This window comes from Pseudoalteromonas sp. ABV4_021 (assembly GCF_056159365.1).
In genome coordinates this window covers 35,405-48,420 of record NZ_JBSWVB010000001.1, presented here as the reverse complement: position 1 = coordinate 48,420, position 13,016 = coordinate 35,405, and the positions used below count along the sequence as shown (strand labels likewise).

At 43.4% G+C, this 13,016-nt stretch carries 10 protein-coding genes and 3 rRNA genes; 4 read left to right on the top strand and 9 right to left on the bottom strand.

The window, feature by feature from the left end; translation table 11 throughout:
• Positions 1-61: 61 nt before the first annotated feature.
• Positions 62-880 carry a CZB domain-containing protein gene (locus tag ACXAFE_RS00180; protein WP_475146857.1) on the top strand — a complete coding sequence of 273 codons (819 nt, stop codon included), beginning with the start codon at positions 62-64 and terminating at the stop codon, positions 878-880.
• A 164-nt stretch (positions 881-1,044) separates the two neighbouring features.
• Here the strand turns inward: ACXAFE_RS00180 and rrf are convergent.
• The 3 genes from rrf to ACXAFE_RS00165 all read right to left on the bottom strand — a co-directional run bounded on the left by rrf (position 1,045) and on the right by ACXAFE_RS00165 (position 5,993).
• A 5S ribosomal RNA gene (gene rrf / locus ACXAFE_RS00175) occupies positions 1,045-1,159 on the bottom strand.
• 135 nt (positions 1,160-1,294) lie between these two features.
• Positions 1,295-4,177: ribosomal RNA gene (locus tag ACXAFE_RS00170) — 23S ribosomal RNA — on the bottom strand.
• A 283-nt stretch (positions 4,178-4,460) separates the two neighbouring features.
• Positions 4,461-5,993: ribosomal RNA gene (locus tag ACXAFE_RS00165) — 16S ribosomal RNA — on the bottom strand.
• The 16S, 23S and 5S rRNA genes sit together here, the layout of an rRNA operon.
• A gap of 584 nt (positions 5,994-6,577) precedes the next feature.
• Here ACXAFE_RS00165 and ACXAFE_RS00160 point away from each other — a divergent pair.
• Positions 6,578-7,111: a gamma carbonic anhydrase family protein gene (locus ACXAFE_RS00160; protein WP_054979424.1), complete on the top strand. Its 534-nt coding sequence runs from the start codon at positions 6,578-6,580 to the stop codon at positions 7,109-7,111.
• Here ACXAFE_RS00160 and ACXAFE_RS00155 read toward each other — a convergent pair.
• Entirely contained in the window at positions 7,106-7,348 is a 243-nt protein-coding gene (locus tag ACXAFE_RS00155; RefSeq protein WP_054979423.1) for a DUF1488 family protein, read from the bottom strand. The genes ACXAFE_RS00160 and ACXAFE_RS00155 overlap by 6 nt on opposite strands.
• Positions 7,348-8,169, bottom strand: coding sequence for a shikimate dehydrogenase (gene aroE / locus ACXAFE_RS00150; RefSeq protein ID WP_475146853.1), 822 nt, complete (start codon positions 8,167-8,169; stop codon positions 7,348-7,350). Before aroE ends, ACXAFE_RS00155 begins: the two co-directional genes overlap by 1 nt.
• Positions 8,170-8,216: 47 nt before the next feature.
• Here aroE and ACXAFE_RS00145 point away from each other — a divergent pair, with 47 nt between their 5' ends.
• Complete coding sequence (locus ACXAFE_RS00145) at positions 8,217-8,648, top strand: group II truncated hemoglobin (RefSeq protein WP_475153577.1); 432 nt, start codon at positions 8,217-8,219, stop codon at positions 8,646-8,648.
• A gap of 85 nt (positions 8,649-8,733) precedes the next feature.
• Positions 8,734-10,341 carry a methyl-accepting chemotaxis protein gene (locus ACXAFE_RS00140; protein WP_475146848.1) on the top strand — a complete coding sequence of 536 codons (1,608 nt, stop codon included), beginning with the start codon at positions 8,734-8,736 and terminating at the stop codon, positions 10,339-10,341.
• A 70-nt stretch (positions 10,342-10,411) separates the two neighbouring features.
• Here the strand turns inward: ACXAFE_RS00140 and hemF are convergent, their stop codons facing one another.
• The 4 genes from hemF to ACXAFE_RS00120 all read right to left on the bottom strand — a co-directional run bounded on the left by hemF (position 10,412) and on the right by ACXAFE_RS00120 (position 13,015).
• Positions 10,412-11,326: an oxygen-dependent coproporphyrinogen oxidase gene (gene hemF / locus ACXAFE_RS00135; protein WP_475146846.1), complete on the bottom strand. Its 915-nt coding sequence runs from the start codon at positions 11,324-11,326 to the stop codon at positions 10,412-10,414.
• A gap of 2 nt (positions 11,327-11,328) precedes the next feature.
• Positions 11,329-11,892 carry an L-threonylcarbamoyladenylate synthase type 1 TsaC gene (tsaC, locus tag ACXAFE_RS00130; protein ID WP_475146843.1) on the bottom strand — a complete coding sequence of 188 codons (564 nt, stop codon included), beginning with the start codon at positions 11,890-11,892 and terminating at the stop codon, positions 11,329-11,331.
• 13 nt (positions 11,893-11,905) lie between these two features.
• Positions 11,906-12,463: a DNA topoisomerase family protein gene (locus tag ACXAFE_RS00125; RefSeq protein WP_475146840.1), complete on the bottom strand. Its 558-nt coding sequence runs from the start codon at positions 12,461-12,463 to the stop codon at positions 11,906-11,908.
• A 78-nt stretch (positions 12,464-12,541) separates the two neighbouring features.
• Positions 12,542-13,015 carry a DUF494 family protein gene (locus tag ACXAFE_RS00120; RefSeq protein WP_475146837.1) on the bottom strand — a complete coding sequence of 158 codons (474 nt, stop codon included), beginning with the start codon at positions 13,013-13,015 and terminating at the stop codon, positions 12,542-12,544.
• Position 13,016: the final 1 nt, after the last annotated feature.

Sequence of the window (13,016 nt, the reverse complement as noted above, 5' to 3'; positions counted from 1 at the left end):
ATTTTTGACAAGCTCAACTATGCTCTATTTAATAAATGAGAATGTTAGGAAAGAATCTTATATGGACTTTATTAATTTTAAAGTTGGCTCTAAGACGATCGCTTTAAAAATACTCGATATTTTATTAACAGAACGATATGAAAATAACCTAACCGAATTACCCAACGATAATAAAAGCTTTATTGGCGTAAAGGATTACTTAGGCACTCCAACCCCCATCTTTGATCTTGGTATTGTTCTTAACAAAGAGTCGACTCAAGTTGCCAATCAAGCGCTTTCAGATTTACTTATTGCCAGAGAAAAGGACCATTTAGATTGGCTTGATGCGTTAGAAAATAGCCTCACCAATGGCGCACCATTCGAAAAAGCGAAAGATCCAGACAAATGCGCATTCGGCACTTGGTACAATAACTTCAAAACAGACAACGAAGAGTTACGCGTTATACTCGACAAGTTCGATAAGCCGCATCGAGAGCTACATGCTATGGCAGAAGAATTATTAAGTGTAAACGCTAGCGATACATCAGGAAGAGCCCTTACACTCTTCCATGAAAAGAAACGCAAGATATTTACCGTGCTCGTAAGGTTATTCCAAACAGCAAGAGAGCAGATCACTCTCGATTACAAACCCATTATCATCTTTACCACCAAAGACGGCAAAACCCCTCATATAGGCTTGTTGGTAGATAAGGTGGAAGACTCTTTAACGGTTAATAAAGACGATATCAAACCACTAGAACAATTAACTTCGATTGGTTTTGATATCGACCCACAAACCCGTCATATGATGAAAGGTCTGATTAATATGAATAATAAGCACAGCATTATTATCGACCCAACAGTGATTTTTTCACCGCAAGACGAAGCTGAGATAGCTTAGAGTAATGGATTCAGAATTCAGGATTCAGGATTCAGGATTCAGGATTCAGGATTCAGGATTCAGGATTCAGCAATATCCTGAACTCTGGTTGCTTAATCCTAAAATCTTTTATGTCTAAAACGCAAAAAGCCCGCTCAATGAGCGGGCTTTTTACTTAATTAGGAGCTTGGCGATGTTCTACTTTCACATGGGCGAACCCACACTATCATCGACGCTGTTTCGTTTCACTTCTGAGTTCGGCATGGGGTCAGGTGGTTCCAAAACGCTATAGTCACCAAGCAAATCTGGTTGACTTAAGAGTTAATCTTAAATCTAAATCTGGAAAGCTTTTTTTAAGTAAATGTCTACTTTAGTATTTGTCTCTTTTTTCAGAGACTATTCAACTTCTGCGGGTCTAAACCACTTTGGCGTTGTATGGTTAAGCCTCACGGGTAATTAGTACAGGTTAGCTTAATGGCTCACACCACTTCCACATCCTGCCTATCAACGTTGTAGTCTTCAACGGCCCTTCAGTTAACTCAAGTTAAAGTGAGAACTCATCTCGAGGCTCGCTTCCCGCTTAGATGCTTTCAGCGGTTATCGATTCCGAACGTAGCTACCGGGCAATGCAATTGGCATCACAACCCGAACACCAGCGGTTCGTCCACTCCGGTCCTCTCGTACTAGGAGCAGCCCCTCTCAATTCTCAAACGCCCACGGCAGATAGGGACCGAACTGTCTCACGACGTTCTAAACCCAGCTCGCGTACCACTTTAAATGGCGAACAGCCATACCCTTGGGACCGACTTCAGCCCCAGGATGTGATGAGCCGACATCGAGGTGCCAAACACCGCCGTCGATATGAACTCTTGGGCGGTATCAGCCTGTTATCCCCGGAGTACCTTTTATCCGTTGAGCGATGGCCCTTCCATTCAGAACCACCGGATCACTATGACCTACTTTCGTACCTGCTCGACGTGTCTGTCTCGCAGTTAAGCTTGCTTCTACCATTACACTAACCGTACGATGTCCGACCGTACTTAGCAAACCTTCGTGCTCCTCCGTTACTCTTTGGGAGGAGACCGCCCCAGTCAAACTACCCACCAGGCACTGTCCACAACCCCGATTCAGGGGCCTATGTTAGAACATCAACACTACAAGGGTGGTATTTCAAGGACGGCTCCACACAATCTAGCGACTGTGTTTCAAAGCCTCCCACCTATCCTACACATGTAGGGTCAATGTTCAGTGCCAAGCTGTAGTAAAGGTTCACGGGGTCTTTCCGTCTAGCCGCGGGTACACAGCATCTTCACTGCGATTTCAATTTCACTGAGTCTCGGGTGGAGACAGCGTGGCCATGGTTACACCATTCGTGCAGGTCGGAACTTACCCGACAAGGAATTTCGCTACCTTAGGACCGTTATAGTTACGGCCGCCGTTTACCGGGGCTTCGATCAAGAGCTTCGCCGAAGCTAACCCCATCAATTAACCTTCCGGCACCGGGCAGGTGTCACACCCTATACGTCATCTTTCGATTTTGCAGAGTGCTGTGTTTTTAATAAACAGTCCCAGCCACCTAGTCACTGCGACTCTCGTCCGCTTAGAGAGCAAGTCTCATCACAGATAAGAGCGTACCTTCTCCCGAAGTTACGGTACAATTTTGCCTAGTTCCTTCACCCGAGTTCTCTCAAGCGCCTTAGTATTCTCTACCTGACCACCTGTGTCGGTTTGGGGTACGATTCGAAATAATCTGAAGCTTAGAGGCTTTTCCTGGAAGTATGGCATCAACAACTTCACATCCGTAGATGCTCGTCTCGTATCTCAGCCTTAAAGAAACCCGGATTTACCTAAGTTTCAAGCCTACATACTTTCACATGGACAACCAACGCCATGCTTGTTTAGCCTGCTCCGTCCCCCCATCGCAATTATTCCAAGTACGGGAATATTAACCCGTTTCCCATCGACTACGCCTTTCGGCCTCGCCTTAGGGGTCGACTCACCCTACCCTGATTAGCATGGGATAGGAACCCTTGGTCTTCCGGCGAGCGGGTTTTTCACCCGCTTTATCGTTACTCATGTCAGCATTCGCACTTCTGATACCTCCAGCATGCCTCCCGGCACACCTTCAACAGCTTACAGAACGCTCCCCTACCCCGCGAATAAATTCGCAGCCGCAGCTTCGGTGGTATGTTTAGCCCCGTTACATCTTCCGCGCAGACCGACTCGACCAGTGAGCTATTACGCTTTCTTTAAAGGATGGCTGCTTCTAAGCCAACCTCCTGGCTGTCTGGGCCTTTCCACATCGTTTCCCACTTAACATACACTTTGGGACCTTAGCTGGCGGTCTGGGTTGTTTCCCTCTCCACGACGGACGTTAGCACCCGCCGTGTGTCTCCCGGATATTACTTATTGGTATTCGGAGTTTGCAAAGGGTTGGTAAGTCGGGATGACCCCCTAGCCTTAACAGTGCTCTACCCCCAATAGTATTCGTCCGAGGCTCTACCTAAATAGATTTCGGGGAGAACCAGCTATCTCCCGGTTTGATTAGCCTTTCACTCCTAGCCACAGGTCATCCGCTAGCTTTTCAACGATAGTCGGTTCGGTCCTCCAGTCAGTGTTACCTGACCTTCAACCTGCCCATGGCTAGATCACCGGGTTTCGGGTCTATACCCAGCAACTAAACGCGCAGTTAACGCTCGCTTTCACTACGGCTCCCCTAAATGGTTAACCTCGCTACTGAATATAAGTCGCTGACCCATTATACAAAAGGTACGCAGTCACAGAACGAATCTGCTCCTACTGCTTGTACGTATACGGTTTCAGGTTCTATTTCACTCCCCTCACAGGGGTTCTTTTCGCCTTTCCCTCACGGTACTGGTTCACTATCGGTCAGTTGGGAGTATTTAGCCTTGGAGGATGGTCCCCCCATATTCAGTCAAAGTTTCACGTGCTCCGACCTACTCGATTTCACTGTAAATAAGTTTTCGTGTACGGGACTATCACCCTGTATCGTCAAACTTTCCAGAATGTTCCACTAACTACATTACAGCTTAAGGGCTAATCCGATTTCGCTCGCCGCTACTTTCGGAATCTCGGTTGATTTCTTTTCCTCGGGGTACTTAGATGTTTCAGTTCTCCCGGTTCGCCTCACTTACCTATGTATTCAGTAAGTGATACCACTAAGTGGTGGGTTTCCCCATTCGGAAATCCTAGTCTCAAGCGCTTTTTACTAGCTTGACTAGGCTTATCGCAAGTTAATACGTCCTTCATCGCCTCCAACTGCCAAGGCATCCACCGTATACGCTTAGTCACTTAACCATACAACCCAAAATGGTTTGTATCGTCAAAGACAGTTTTTAACTCCGCCAGAAGTTAAATATTGAATACTAAAGTAGATACCAACATATTCTTTATTAAAGAGTATGCGGCATATTTTCTTTACTTTATTTTGAGAACTCTAAATTAAATATTGCACTTACTAAGTAAGTACTTAATTTAAAGTTTGTCAGCTTTCCAAATTTTTAAAGAGCAAATTAACTAAGCTATTGCTTAGCTAACAATCATCTGTGTGGACACTTCGAACAAAAAGTTCTAAATCGTATAAGGAGGTGATCCAGCCCCAGGTTCCCCTAGGGCTACCTTGTTACGACTTCACCCCAGTCATGAATCACTCCGTGGTAAGCGCCCTCCCTAAGGTTAAGCTACCTACTTCTGGAGCAACCCACTCCCATGGTGTGACGGGCGGTGTGTACAAGGCCCGGGAACGTATTCACCGCGACATTCTGATTCGCGATTACTAGCGATTCCGACTTCATGGAGTCGAGTTGCAGACTCCAATCCGGACTACGACGCACTTTAAGTGATTCGCTTACTCTCGCGAGTTCGCAGCACTCTGTATGCGCCATTGTAGCACGTGTGTAGCCCTACACGTAAGGGCCATGATGACTTGACGTCGTCCCCACCTTCCTCCGGTTTATCACCGGCAGTCTCCTTAGAGTTCCCGACCGAATCGCTGGCAACTAAGGATAGGGGTTGCGCTCGTTGCGGGACTTAACCCAACATCTCACAACACGAGCTGACGACAGCCATGCAGCACCTGTCTCAGAGTTCCCGAAGGCACCAAACTATCTCTAGTAAGTTCTCTGGATGTCAAGTGTAGGTAAGGTTCTTCGCGTTGCATCGAATTAAACCACATGCTCCACCGCTTGTGCGGGCCCCCGTCAATTCATTTGAGTTTTAACCTTGCGGCCGTACTCCCCAGGCGGTCTACTTAATGCGTTAGCTTTGGAAGACAGTTCCGAAAAACCGAACTCCTAGTAGACATCGTTTACGGCGTGGACTACCGGGGTATCTAATCCCGTTTGCTCCCCACGCTTTCGTACATGAGCGTCAGTGTTGACCCAGGTGGCTGCCTTCGCCATCGGTATTCCTTCAGATCTCTACGCATTTCACCGCTACACCTGAAATTCTACCACCCTCTATCACACTCTAGTTTGCCAGTTCGAAATGCAGTTCCCAGGTTGAGCCCGGGGCTTTCACATCTCGCTTAACAAACCGCCTGCGTACGCTTTACGCCCAGTAATTCCGATTAACGCTCGCACCCTCCGTATTACCGCGGCTGCTGGCACGGAGTTAGCCGGTGCTTCTTCTGTTGCTAACGTCACAGCTAGCAGGTATTAACTACTAACCTTTCCTCACAACTGAAAGTGCTTTACAACCCGAAGGCCTTCTTCACACACGCGGCATGGCTGCATCAGGCTTGCGCCCATTGTGCAATATTCCCCACTGCTGCCTCCCGTAGGAGTCTGGACCGTGTCTCAGTTCCAGTGTGGCTGATCATCCTCTCAAACCAGCTAGGGATCGTCGCCTTGGTGAGCCATTACCTCACCAACTAGCTAATCCCACTTGGGCCAATCTAAAGGCGAGAGCCGAAGCCCCCTTTGGTCCGTAGACATTATGCGGTATTAGCCATCGTTTCCAATGGTTGTCCCCCACCTAAAGGCATGTTCCCAAGCATTACTCACCCGTCCGCCGCTCGTCATCTTCTAGCAAGCTAGAAATGTTACCGCTCGACTTGCATGTGTTAGGCCTGCCGCCAGCGTTCAATCTGAGCCATGATCAAACTCTTCAATTAAAAGTGTTTTTGGACATAAGTCCGACTCAATGAATTCTGATTTTGATTTCTTTCGAAATCGAATTGACTGTACTGAAATAAACTATGTTTATTTCCGTTGGTCACTCAGTTCAATTAAGTCTAAATTTTGTTACGCTTTAAATGCGTATGTTAGAACTTAATCTGTACGAGTGCCCACACAGATGATTGCTTAAATTTTTAAAGAACAGCGCAAACAACCTTGTGTTTGCCGCGACGCTTCGTCGCTGTTAGGGCTGCGTATGTTACGCTTTCCTATTTTTTTGTCAACACTTAATTTTGATTATTTTCTTTTTATTTTGAAAACTCTCAAAACTCAGTTTTACTTGACTCAACCAACTCGTGATTCGCTGCTATGCTGCGTCGTTCCCCGTGTTGATGGAGGCGAATTATAGAGAGATTTGATTTGAGCGCAACCCCTTTTTTAAAGAAAATTTGTATTTTTTTACTGTTTGCCTGAAATACCAGCTATAAGCGTTAAAAACATACATTTTCTGGCCAGAAATTAACAATCAGTACACTTTTATCTATAATTTACGCTCTATAACTATTTTATTGGAGCCGTTATGACAATTAGAAGCTATAAAGGTGTAGAGCCAAAAATCAATTTAAATACCTATATAGACGAATCGGCTGTATTAGTTGGTCAAATTGAAGTTGGCGCCGATTCAAGTATTTGGCCTTTAGTTGCTGCACGTGGTGATGTTAACTATATAAAGATTGGCGAACGTACAAATATACAAGATGGTTCGGTGCTTCATGTAACGCGTAAAAGTAATGCAGTGCCAAATGGCTATCCGTTAATTATTGGCGACGACGTCACCATTGGTCACAAAGCAATGCTGCATGGTTGTGTACTTGGAAACCGTATCTTAGTTGGTATGGGCGCAATTATAATGGATAACGCGGTGGTACAAGATGATGTCATTATTGGTGGCGGATCATTGGTTCCACCGAATAAAACGTTAGAGTCAGGTTATTTATATGTAGGTAGCCCAGTTAAACAAGCCCGAAAGCTAACTGAAGCAGAAATAGCTTTCCTTAAAGTATCTGCTGATAACTACGTTATATTAAAGAATGAATACCTAGAAGAGCTATAATAGCTCTTCTACTTCAATCTCACCTTGATCATTGTATAGTTCGTCTTCAATTGCACTTTCTGCAGTATCTTCATAGTCGAACTTTTTACTTTCGAATTCTTTTATAGCACTTTCTTTAGATTGCTTAGTTAAATAAAAGCAGGTAATCAATTGCCCATTTACTTGTGCAAAGAAGTTTATACGTTTTGCATCTTCTATGTATTCAACGCGGTCGACAAATAAAATAGACTGGTTCATTACAAAATTCCTGATTTTAGCTTTTCAATCACATTATCGGTTAACGGCTTAACACCTCGCCACACAAAAAATGCCTCAGCGGCTTGCCCCACCAGCATGCCAGAACCATCTAGCGTTGTTGCGTTTGGGTTTATGCTATTAACCCAATCGTTAAATGATGTGCGTTGTTGGCTATAAAACATATCGTATGCCAGTTCACACTGTGCAACAAATCGCTTAGAAATTGGCGGCACATCGCCTGTTATACTTGCTGAAGTAGAGTTAATTACAATATCGTAGTCAATGTCAGGTTCGTGCTCGAAGCCATAGGCATCGATATCACCATATTTTGCAAATTCGTCTCTTAAGGTTTGCGCTTTCGCTTTTGTTCTATTAATTACTGTTAGCTTAGCTGGATTTTGTTGTAATAGAGGTAGCAATGCACCTCTTGCTGCACCGCCTGCACCAATTACCAATACTCGCTTTGATTGCAGCGTAAAGTTATTACTTAAAATGTCGTTTACTAAGCCTATACCGTCTGTGTTATCACCTAGTAACGAACCATCTGAGCTAACCTTTATTGTGTTAACTGCGCCCGCACATTTAGCGCGTTCAGAAAGTTCGTCTACTAACGCAAATGCTTGCTCTTTGAATGGCACAGTCACATTTGCCCCTTTGCCACCACGTGCGACAAACTGCTCTACCGATTCCTTAAAGCCGTCAATCGGTGCTAAGATTGCGCTGTATTCGATTTGCTGATCTAGTTGGCTAGCAAACTCACTGTGAATTTTCGGTGATTTTGAATGCTCTATCGGGTTTCCGAATACCGCGTATTTATCCATTAGTTTTCTCGCATTGAGTTAGAGTTATGAAGCAAATTTTAAGACGTATGTTTGGCACGACACAAAAACAAGATGAATCTCATCAATCTCCCTCTCCTGAAAAAACACCTTATGAGTTAATAGGACAAGAACAGGGTGCCCGCGCGCTAGCTAATCGATTTTACGACATTATGGCTGAAGAGGAATACGCAAAACCATTATATGATATGCATCCTCAACCTTTAAATAGAATTAGACAAGTGTTTTTCGAGTTTTTATCAGGTTGGCTTGGTGGACCTGATTTATTCGTAGAGAAATATGGGCACCCTATGTTGCGAAAGCGTCATATGCCCTTTCCTATTGATCAAGACTTAAGAGATCAATGGATGTTTTGCATGAACAAAGCACTTGATATTGAAGTTGATAACCCCGTATTGCGCGAAGGGCTTAAACAATCACTAGCGCAACTTGCGACACATATGATTAATCAGGGACGTTAACACTCACCATTAGATTGCGTTAAATCAATGCAGCTTCGTTGATAATTGCGCATACTCAGTTTACTTAGTGCTTGAGAAAACTGTTATGCGTCACCACTCTATTCAACACAAAATTTTTGCGTTACTTACGGTTACGGGTATTTTGGTACTTGTTGCTAGCTTGCTTACTGGGCAAAAACAGCAAAGCGAACTTGCTCATCAAACTATTGAGCAAAACATAAAAATACTTGCCGACAACTATTTTGACTCTATAAACACCATGATGCTTACCGGCACTATGGCAAACCGTGAAATTTTGCGTCAAAAAATACTCAGTGAAGAACAGATAAAAGATATTCATATTATTCGCGGAGACAAAATAAATAAATTTTTTGGCCCCGGCGAAGCAAATCAAGCACCACAAAACCAACAAGAAACCGAAGCTTTAAATGGCACTGAACAAATCCACTTTAGCAAAAGCGAAGACGGCAGTAATTTAATTACATACTTAAAACCAGTTGTTGCCAGTGAAAATTATCGCAGCACCAATTGTTTAGGTTGCCATCAAGCCACTGAAGGCGAAATACTCGGTGCGGTGAAGATCAGTTACTCGCTTGATAAGGTAGATGCGGCAGTCACTCGTAATTCATGGATTAGCTTTGCTATTCTGACAACAATATTTGTTATTACCTTTGCTACACTTGGCTGGTTATTTAGAAAGTTCTTAATTGAGCGTCTTCGTGTAATTGGCAAGTCAATGCGCTTAGCATCGCAAAATAACGATTTAACCATTCATGTGGAAGATAAAACCAATGATGAACTTGGACGTTTAGCAAATAACTTTAATTTAATGATGGCTGCATTTAAAGGAAATATTAGTCAGTTATCAGAATCGTCCAAGGTGCTTATTCACAGCGCTGAAAAAATTTATGCATCAGCTGAAACAACAGAACAGGCAATAAACCAACAAAAACAAGGTACTGACTCAGTTGCCGCAGCAATTAACGAGTTAGAATCTTCGTCTTCTGAAGTACGCAATACCACGCATTTTGCATCGGAGCGTTCAGATACCAGTAATCATCTTGCTGAAAGCAGTTTAGAAATCGCTGAAAGCACAGAAGAGAGCATTAACGGCCTCGCATTAGAAGTGCGTACTGCAGCAAAACAAGTCAGTGAATTACAAAACCGTACATTAGAAGTTGGTAAAGTACTGGAAGTGATCAGTAACATTGCAGAACAAACGAACCTACTCGCGCTTAATGCAGCTATTGAAGCTGCACGGGCTGGTGAAGCTGGCAGAGGATTTGCCGTCGTTGCTGATGAAGTACGCACACTCGCAAATCGCACCCATGACTCAACCGATGAAATAAAGCGCACCATTGAGAATTTACAATCTGAAGCGTTGGAGACCGTAAATACCATGAATCGTTCCAGTGAGGATGCGGACCAGCGAGCAGAGCAAGTGAAAAAAGTAGCGTTGGCGCTAAAAGATATTTCAGAGCACATGAAAGAAATAAACCAACTCAATACACAAATTGCCGATGCAACAGAGCAGCAAAACCTAGCGGCAGAAGAAATTAATCAGAGTGTGATTGCAATAAGTGATAACGCAGAGACCTCGCTTGTGGATGCCCATGAAAGTAAGCAAGTTAGTGAAAGCTTATTGTCGCTGGCAAGAGAGCTTGATCAGCAAGTACGTAAATTTAAATTATAAGCACAAAAAAGCCGCAAAATTGCGGCTTTTTATTAACCTCTTATTTTTATAAGAAATTATGAGGTTATTATTAAATTTGCAACCAATCCTTTGGCGACAAGTAATTCTCGTAGAGGTTGGCTTCTAAGCTATTTGGTTCAGGTTTAAAATCATACTCCCAACGCGCAAGCGGCGGCATTGACATTAAAATGGATTCAGTACGACCGCCTGTTTGCAACCCAAATAGTGTGCCTCTATCCCATACCAAATTAAATTCCACATAACGGCCACGGCGATACAGCTGGAATTCACGTTGTTGCTCGGTGTGTGGGAAGTCTTTGCGTTTTTCTACGATTGGTAGGTAAGCGTCAAGGAAACCGTTGCCAACAGCTCGCATAAAGGCAAAGCAACGATCAAAGCCCCATTCATTTAAGTCATCAAAAAACAAACCGCCTACACCACGGGTTTCACCGCGGTGCTTTAAGTAAAAGTATTCGTCACACCATTTTTTGTAGTCATCATAAACGGTCTCACCAAATGGCAAACATAATTTACAGGCTTCTTGGTGCCAATGTTTTACGTCTTCAAGCACAGGGTAAAAAGGTGTTAAGTCAAAACCACCACCAAACCACCAAATCGGGTCTTCACCTTCTTTTTCAGCAATAAAGAAACGAACATTGGCATGTGATGTGGGTACATGAGGGTTTTTTGGGTGAATAACTAACGATACACCGCATGCATGAAAACTTCGACCAGCGAGTTCTGGGCGATGTGCAGTAGCAGAAGCTGGCATTGATTCACCATACACATGGGAGAAATTGACTCCACCTTGCTCTATTACCTCACCATCTTTGATCACTCGTGTGCGGCCGCCACCACCTTCTTCACGTTGCCAAGCGTCTTCGACAAATTTAGCGCTACCATCAGCTTGCTCTAAGGCATCACAAATTTTGTCTTGTAAGGCCAATAAAAACTCTTTTACTACTTCTAAGTTAACGTGCGACATAATTACTCTCTAAACAACTTACCTGTAAATGCATCTTTAATCTGGCTTGGTTTGGTGTTGCCACCAAGTGCACCTTCAACATAAGCTGATACTTTATCGCCAAATGCACTTTTAGCTTCTTCTAATGTTAAAACAGGATCTTGTCCCGTTAGATTTGCGCTTGTTGATACTAATGGTTTGCCAAACTCTTGGCATAACTGTTTTACTACTGGATGAGCTGTAACCCGAACTGCGATTGTATCAAACTGCCCCGTTAGCCATTTTGGCGTACTTTTTTTAGCTGGCATTACCCAAGTTACTGCTGCTGGCCACGACGAAAATATATCAGCGCGTTTATCCATGGGTATTTTATCATCATCGACATACTCTAACAGTTGACCATAGTTATCTGCGATGAGGATTAACCCTTTTTCTACTGGACGTTGTTTTATATCTAATAGCTTCAATACTGCAGTTTCGCTGTCAGGATCACAACCTAAACCGTAAACGGCTTCTGTAGGGTAAACAATTACACCGTCACTTTTAAGTGCAGATATAATTGGATTTTCTAATAACTCGTTACTCACAACTCACTCCAATTCATAACGAGACTTTGTGGTTACAATGCTTTTGTGGGCACTGTAACATTAAGCCTTTTGCTGTTTTTTTCTCAACCATCACTTGCCAACCACATTCAGGGCACGAGTGTGCAACTGGTTTATTATTTAAAATATATTTGCATTTGGGGTACCCCCCACAGGAGTAAAATGTTTTACCCGATTTATTGCTGCGTTCAACTAACTCAGATTTATTGCAGCTAGGACAAATAGGTAATGACTCTTTCGACTCTTCTTGTGCGACATAATGGCACTCAGGAAAGTTAGTGCAGCCAATAAACATACCAAAGCGGCCATTTTTAACTGCTAAAGGCGATTCACAAAGAGGACATTCGCTGTCATCAAGCACTTTAAGAAGTGTTTCATGGTGTTCGACTAATGGGCGAGTATAATCACAATTAGGATAATTATTGCATCCGACAAACGCACCTTTTTTACTATGCTTCACACTCGTTTCAGAGCCGCACTTCGGACACACTTCATGCTCTTTTTCTAAAGCATGTTCGTGAACAGAAAATAAAGAATGATCAATTTTGCTCATAATTGTCAAAACGCAGGCGTAATTTTCGCAGAATTATACCATGCAAGCCTTGGCAAGATGCAAATTTAAACATTCTCGCTAGTGAATGGTACCGTTTTGCTCTTCAAACAGTAGGTCTTCCATTTGCGCATAGGCAATTTCTTTACCCGGCACGTTAAATAACACCATTAGCACAACCCACTTTAAATCATCTAACTCGATAATTTCTTTATCAAGCGCAAAAATACGATCGATCACCATCTCACGCGTGGTTGTGTCGATAACCGAAATTTGCTCCAAAAACATTAAAAAGCCACGACAAGTCAGATCCAGTTTGTCGCATTCTTGTTGCGTATAAATACGTACTGACTTGCCAGGGACGCGATTTAAGTAAGGGCATTCATCGCTGTGTTGTAGATCTGCTAATTGCTCAAGCCAATCGAGCGCTTTATAAATTTCTCGATGATTAAACCCGGCTCGTAATAATTCATCTGTTAGTTCACTTTGTTCAACAAATATTTCGCTTTCGCTGTGAATATAGTTCTCAAACAAATACATGAGGATATCAAACATT

What these genes read in the sequence shown, in the direction of transcription:
- ACXAFE_RS00180 (WP_475146857.1), top strand. Translation starts at nt 62, where the DNA reads ATGGACTTTATTAATTTTAAAGTTGGCTCTAAGACGATCGCTTTAAAA.
- ACXAFE_RS00160 (WP_054979424.1), top strand. Translation starts at nt 6,578, where the DNA reads ATGACAATTAGAAGCTATAAAGGTGTAGAGCCAAAAATCAATTTAAAT.
- ACXAFE_RS00155 (WP_054979423.1), bottom strand. Translation starts at nt 7,348, where the DNA reads ATGAACCAGTCTATTTTATTTGTCGACCGCGTTGAATACATAGAAGAT.
- aroE (WP_475146853.1), bottom strand. Translation starts at nt 8,169, where the DNA reads ATGGATAAATACGCGGTATTCGGAAACCCGATAGAGCATTCAAAATCA.
- ACXAFE_RS00145 (WP_475153577.1), top strand. Translation starts at nt 8,217, where the DNA reads ATGTTTGGCACGACACAAAAACAAGATGAATCTCATCAATCTCCCTCT.
- ACXAFE_RS00140 (WP_475146848.1), top strand. Translation starts at nt 8,734, where the DNA reads ATGCGTCACCACTCTATTCAACACAAAATTTTTGCGTTACTTACGGTT.
- hemF (WP_475146846.1), bottom strand. Translation starts at nt 11,326, where the DNA reads ATGTCGCACGTTAACTTAGAAGTAGTAAAAGAGTTTTTATTGGCCTTA.
- ACXAFE_RS00125 (WP_475146840.1), bottom strand. Translation starts at nt 12,463, where the DNA reads ATGAGCAAAATTGATCATTCTTTATTTTCTGTTCACGAACATGCTTTA.
- ACXAFE_RS00120 (WP_475146837.1), bottom strand. Translation starts at nt 13,015, where the DNA reads ATGTTTGATATCCTCATGTATTTGTTTGAGAACTATATTCACAGCGAA.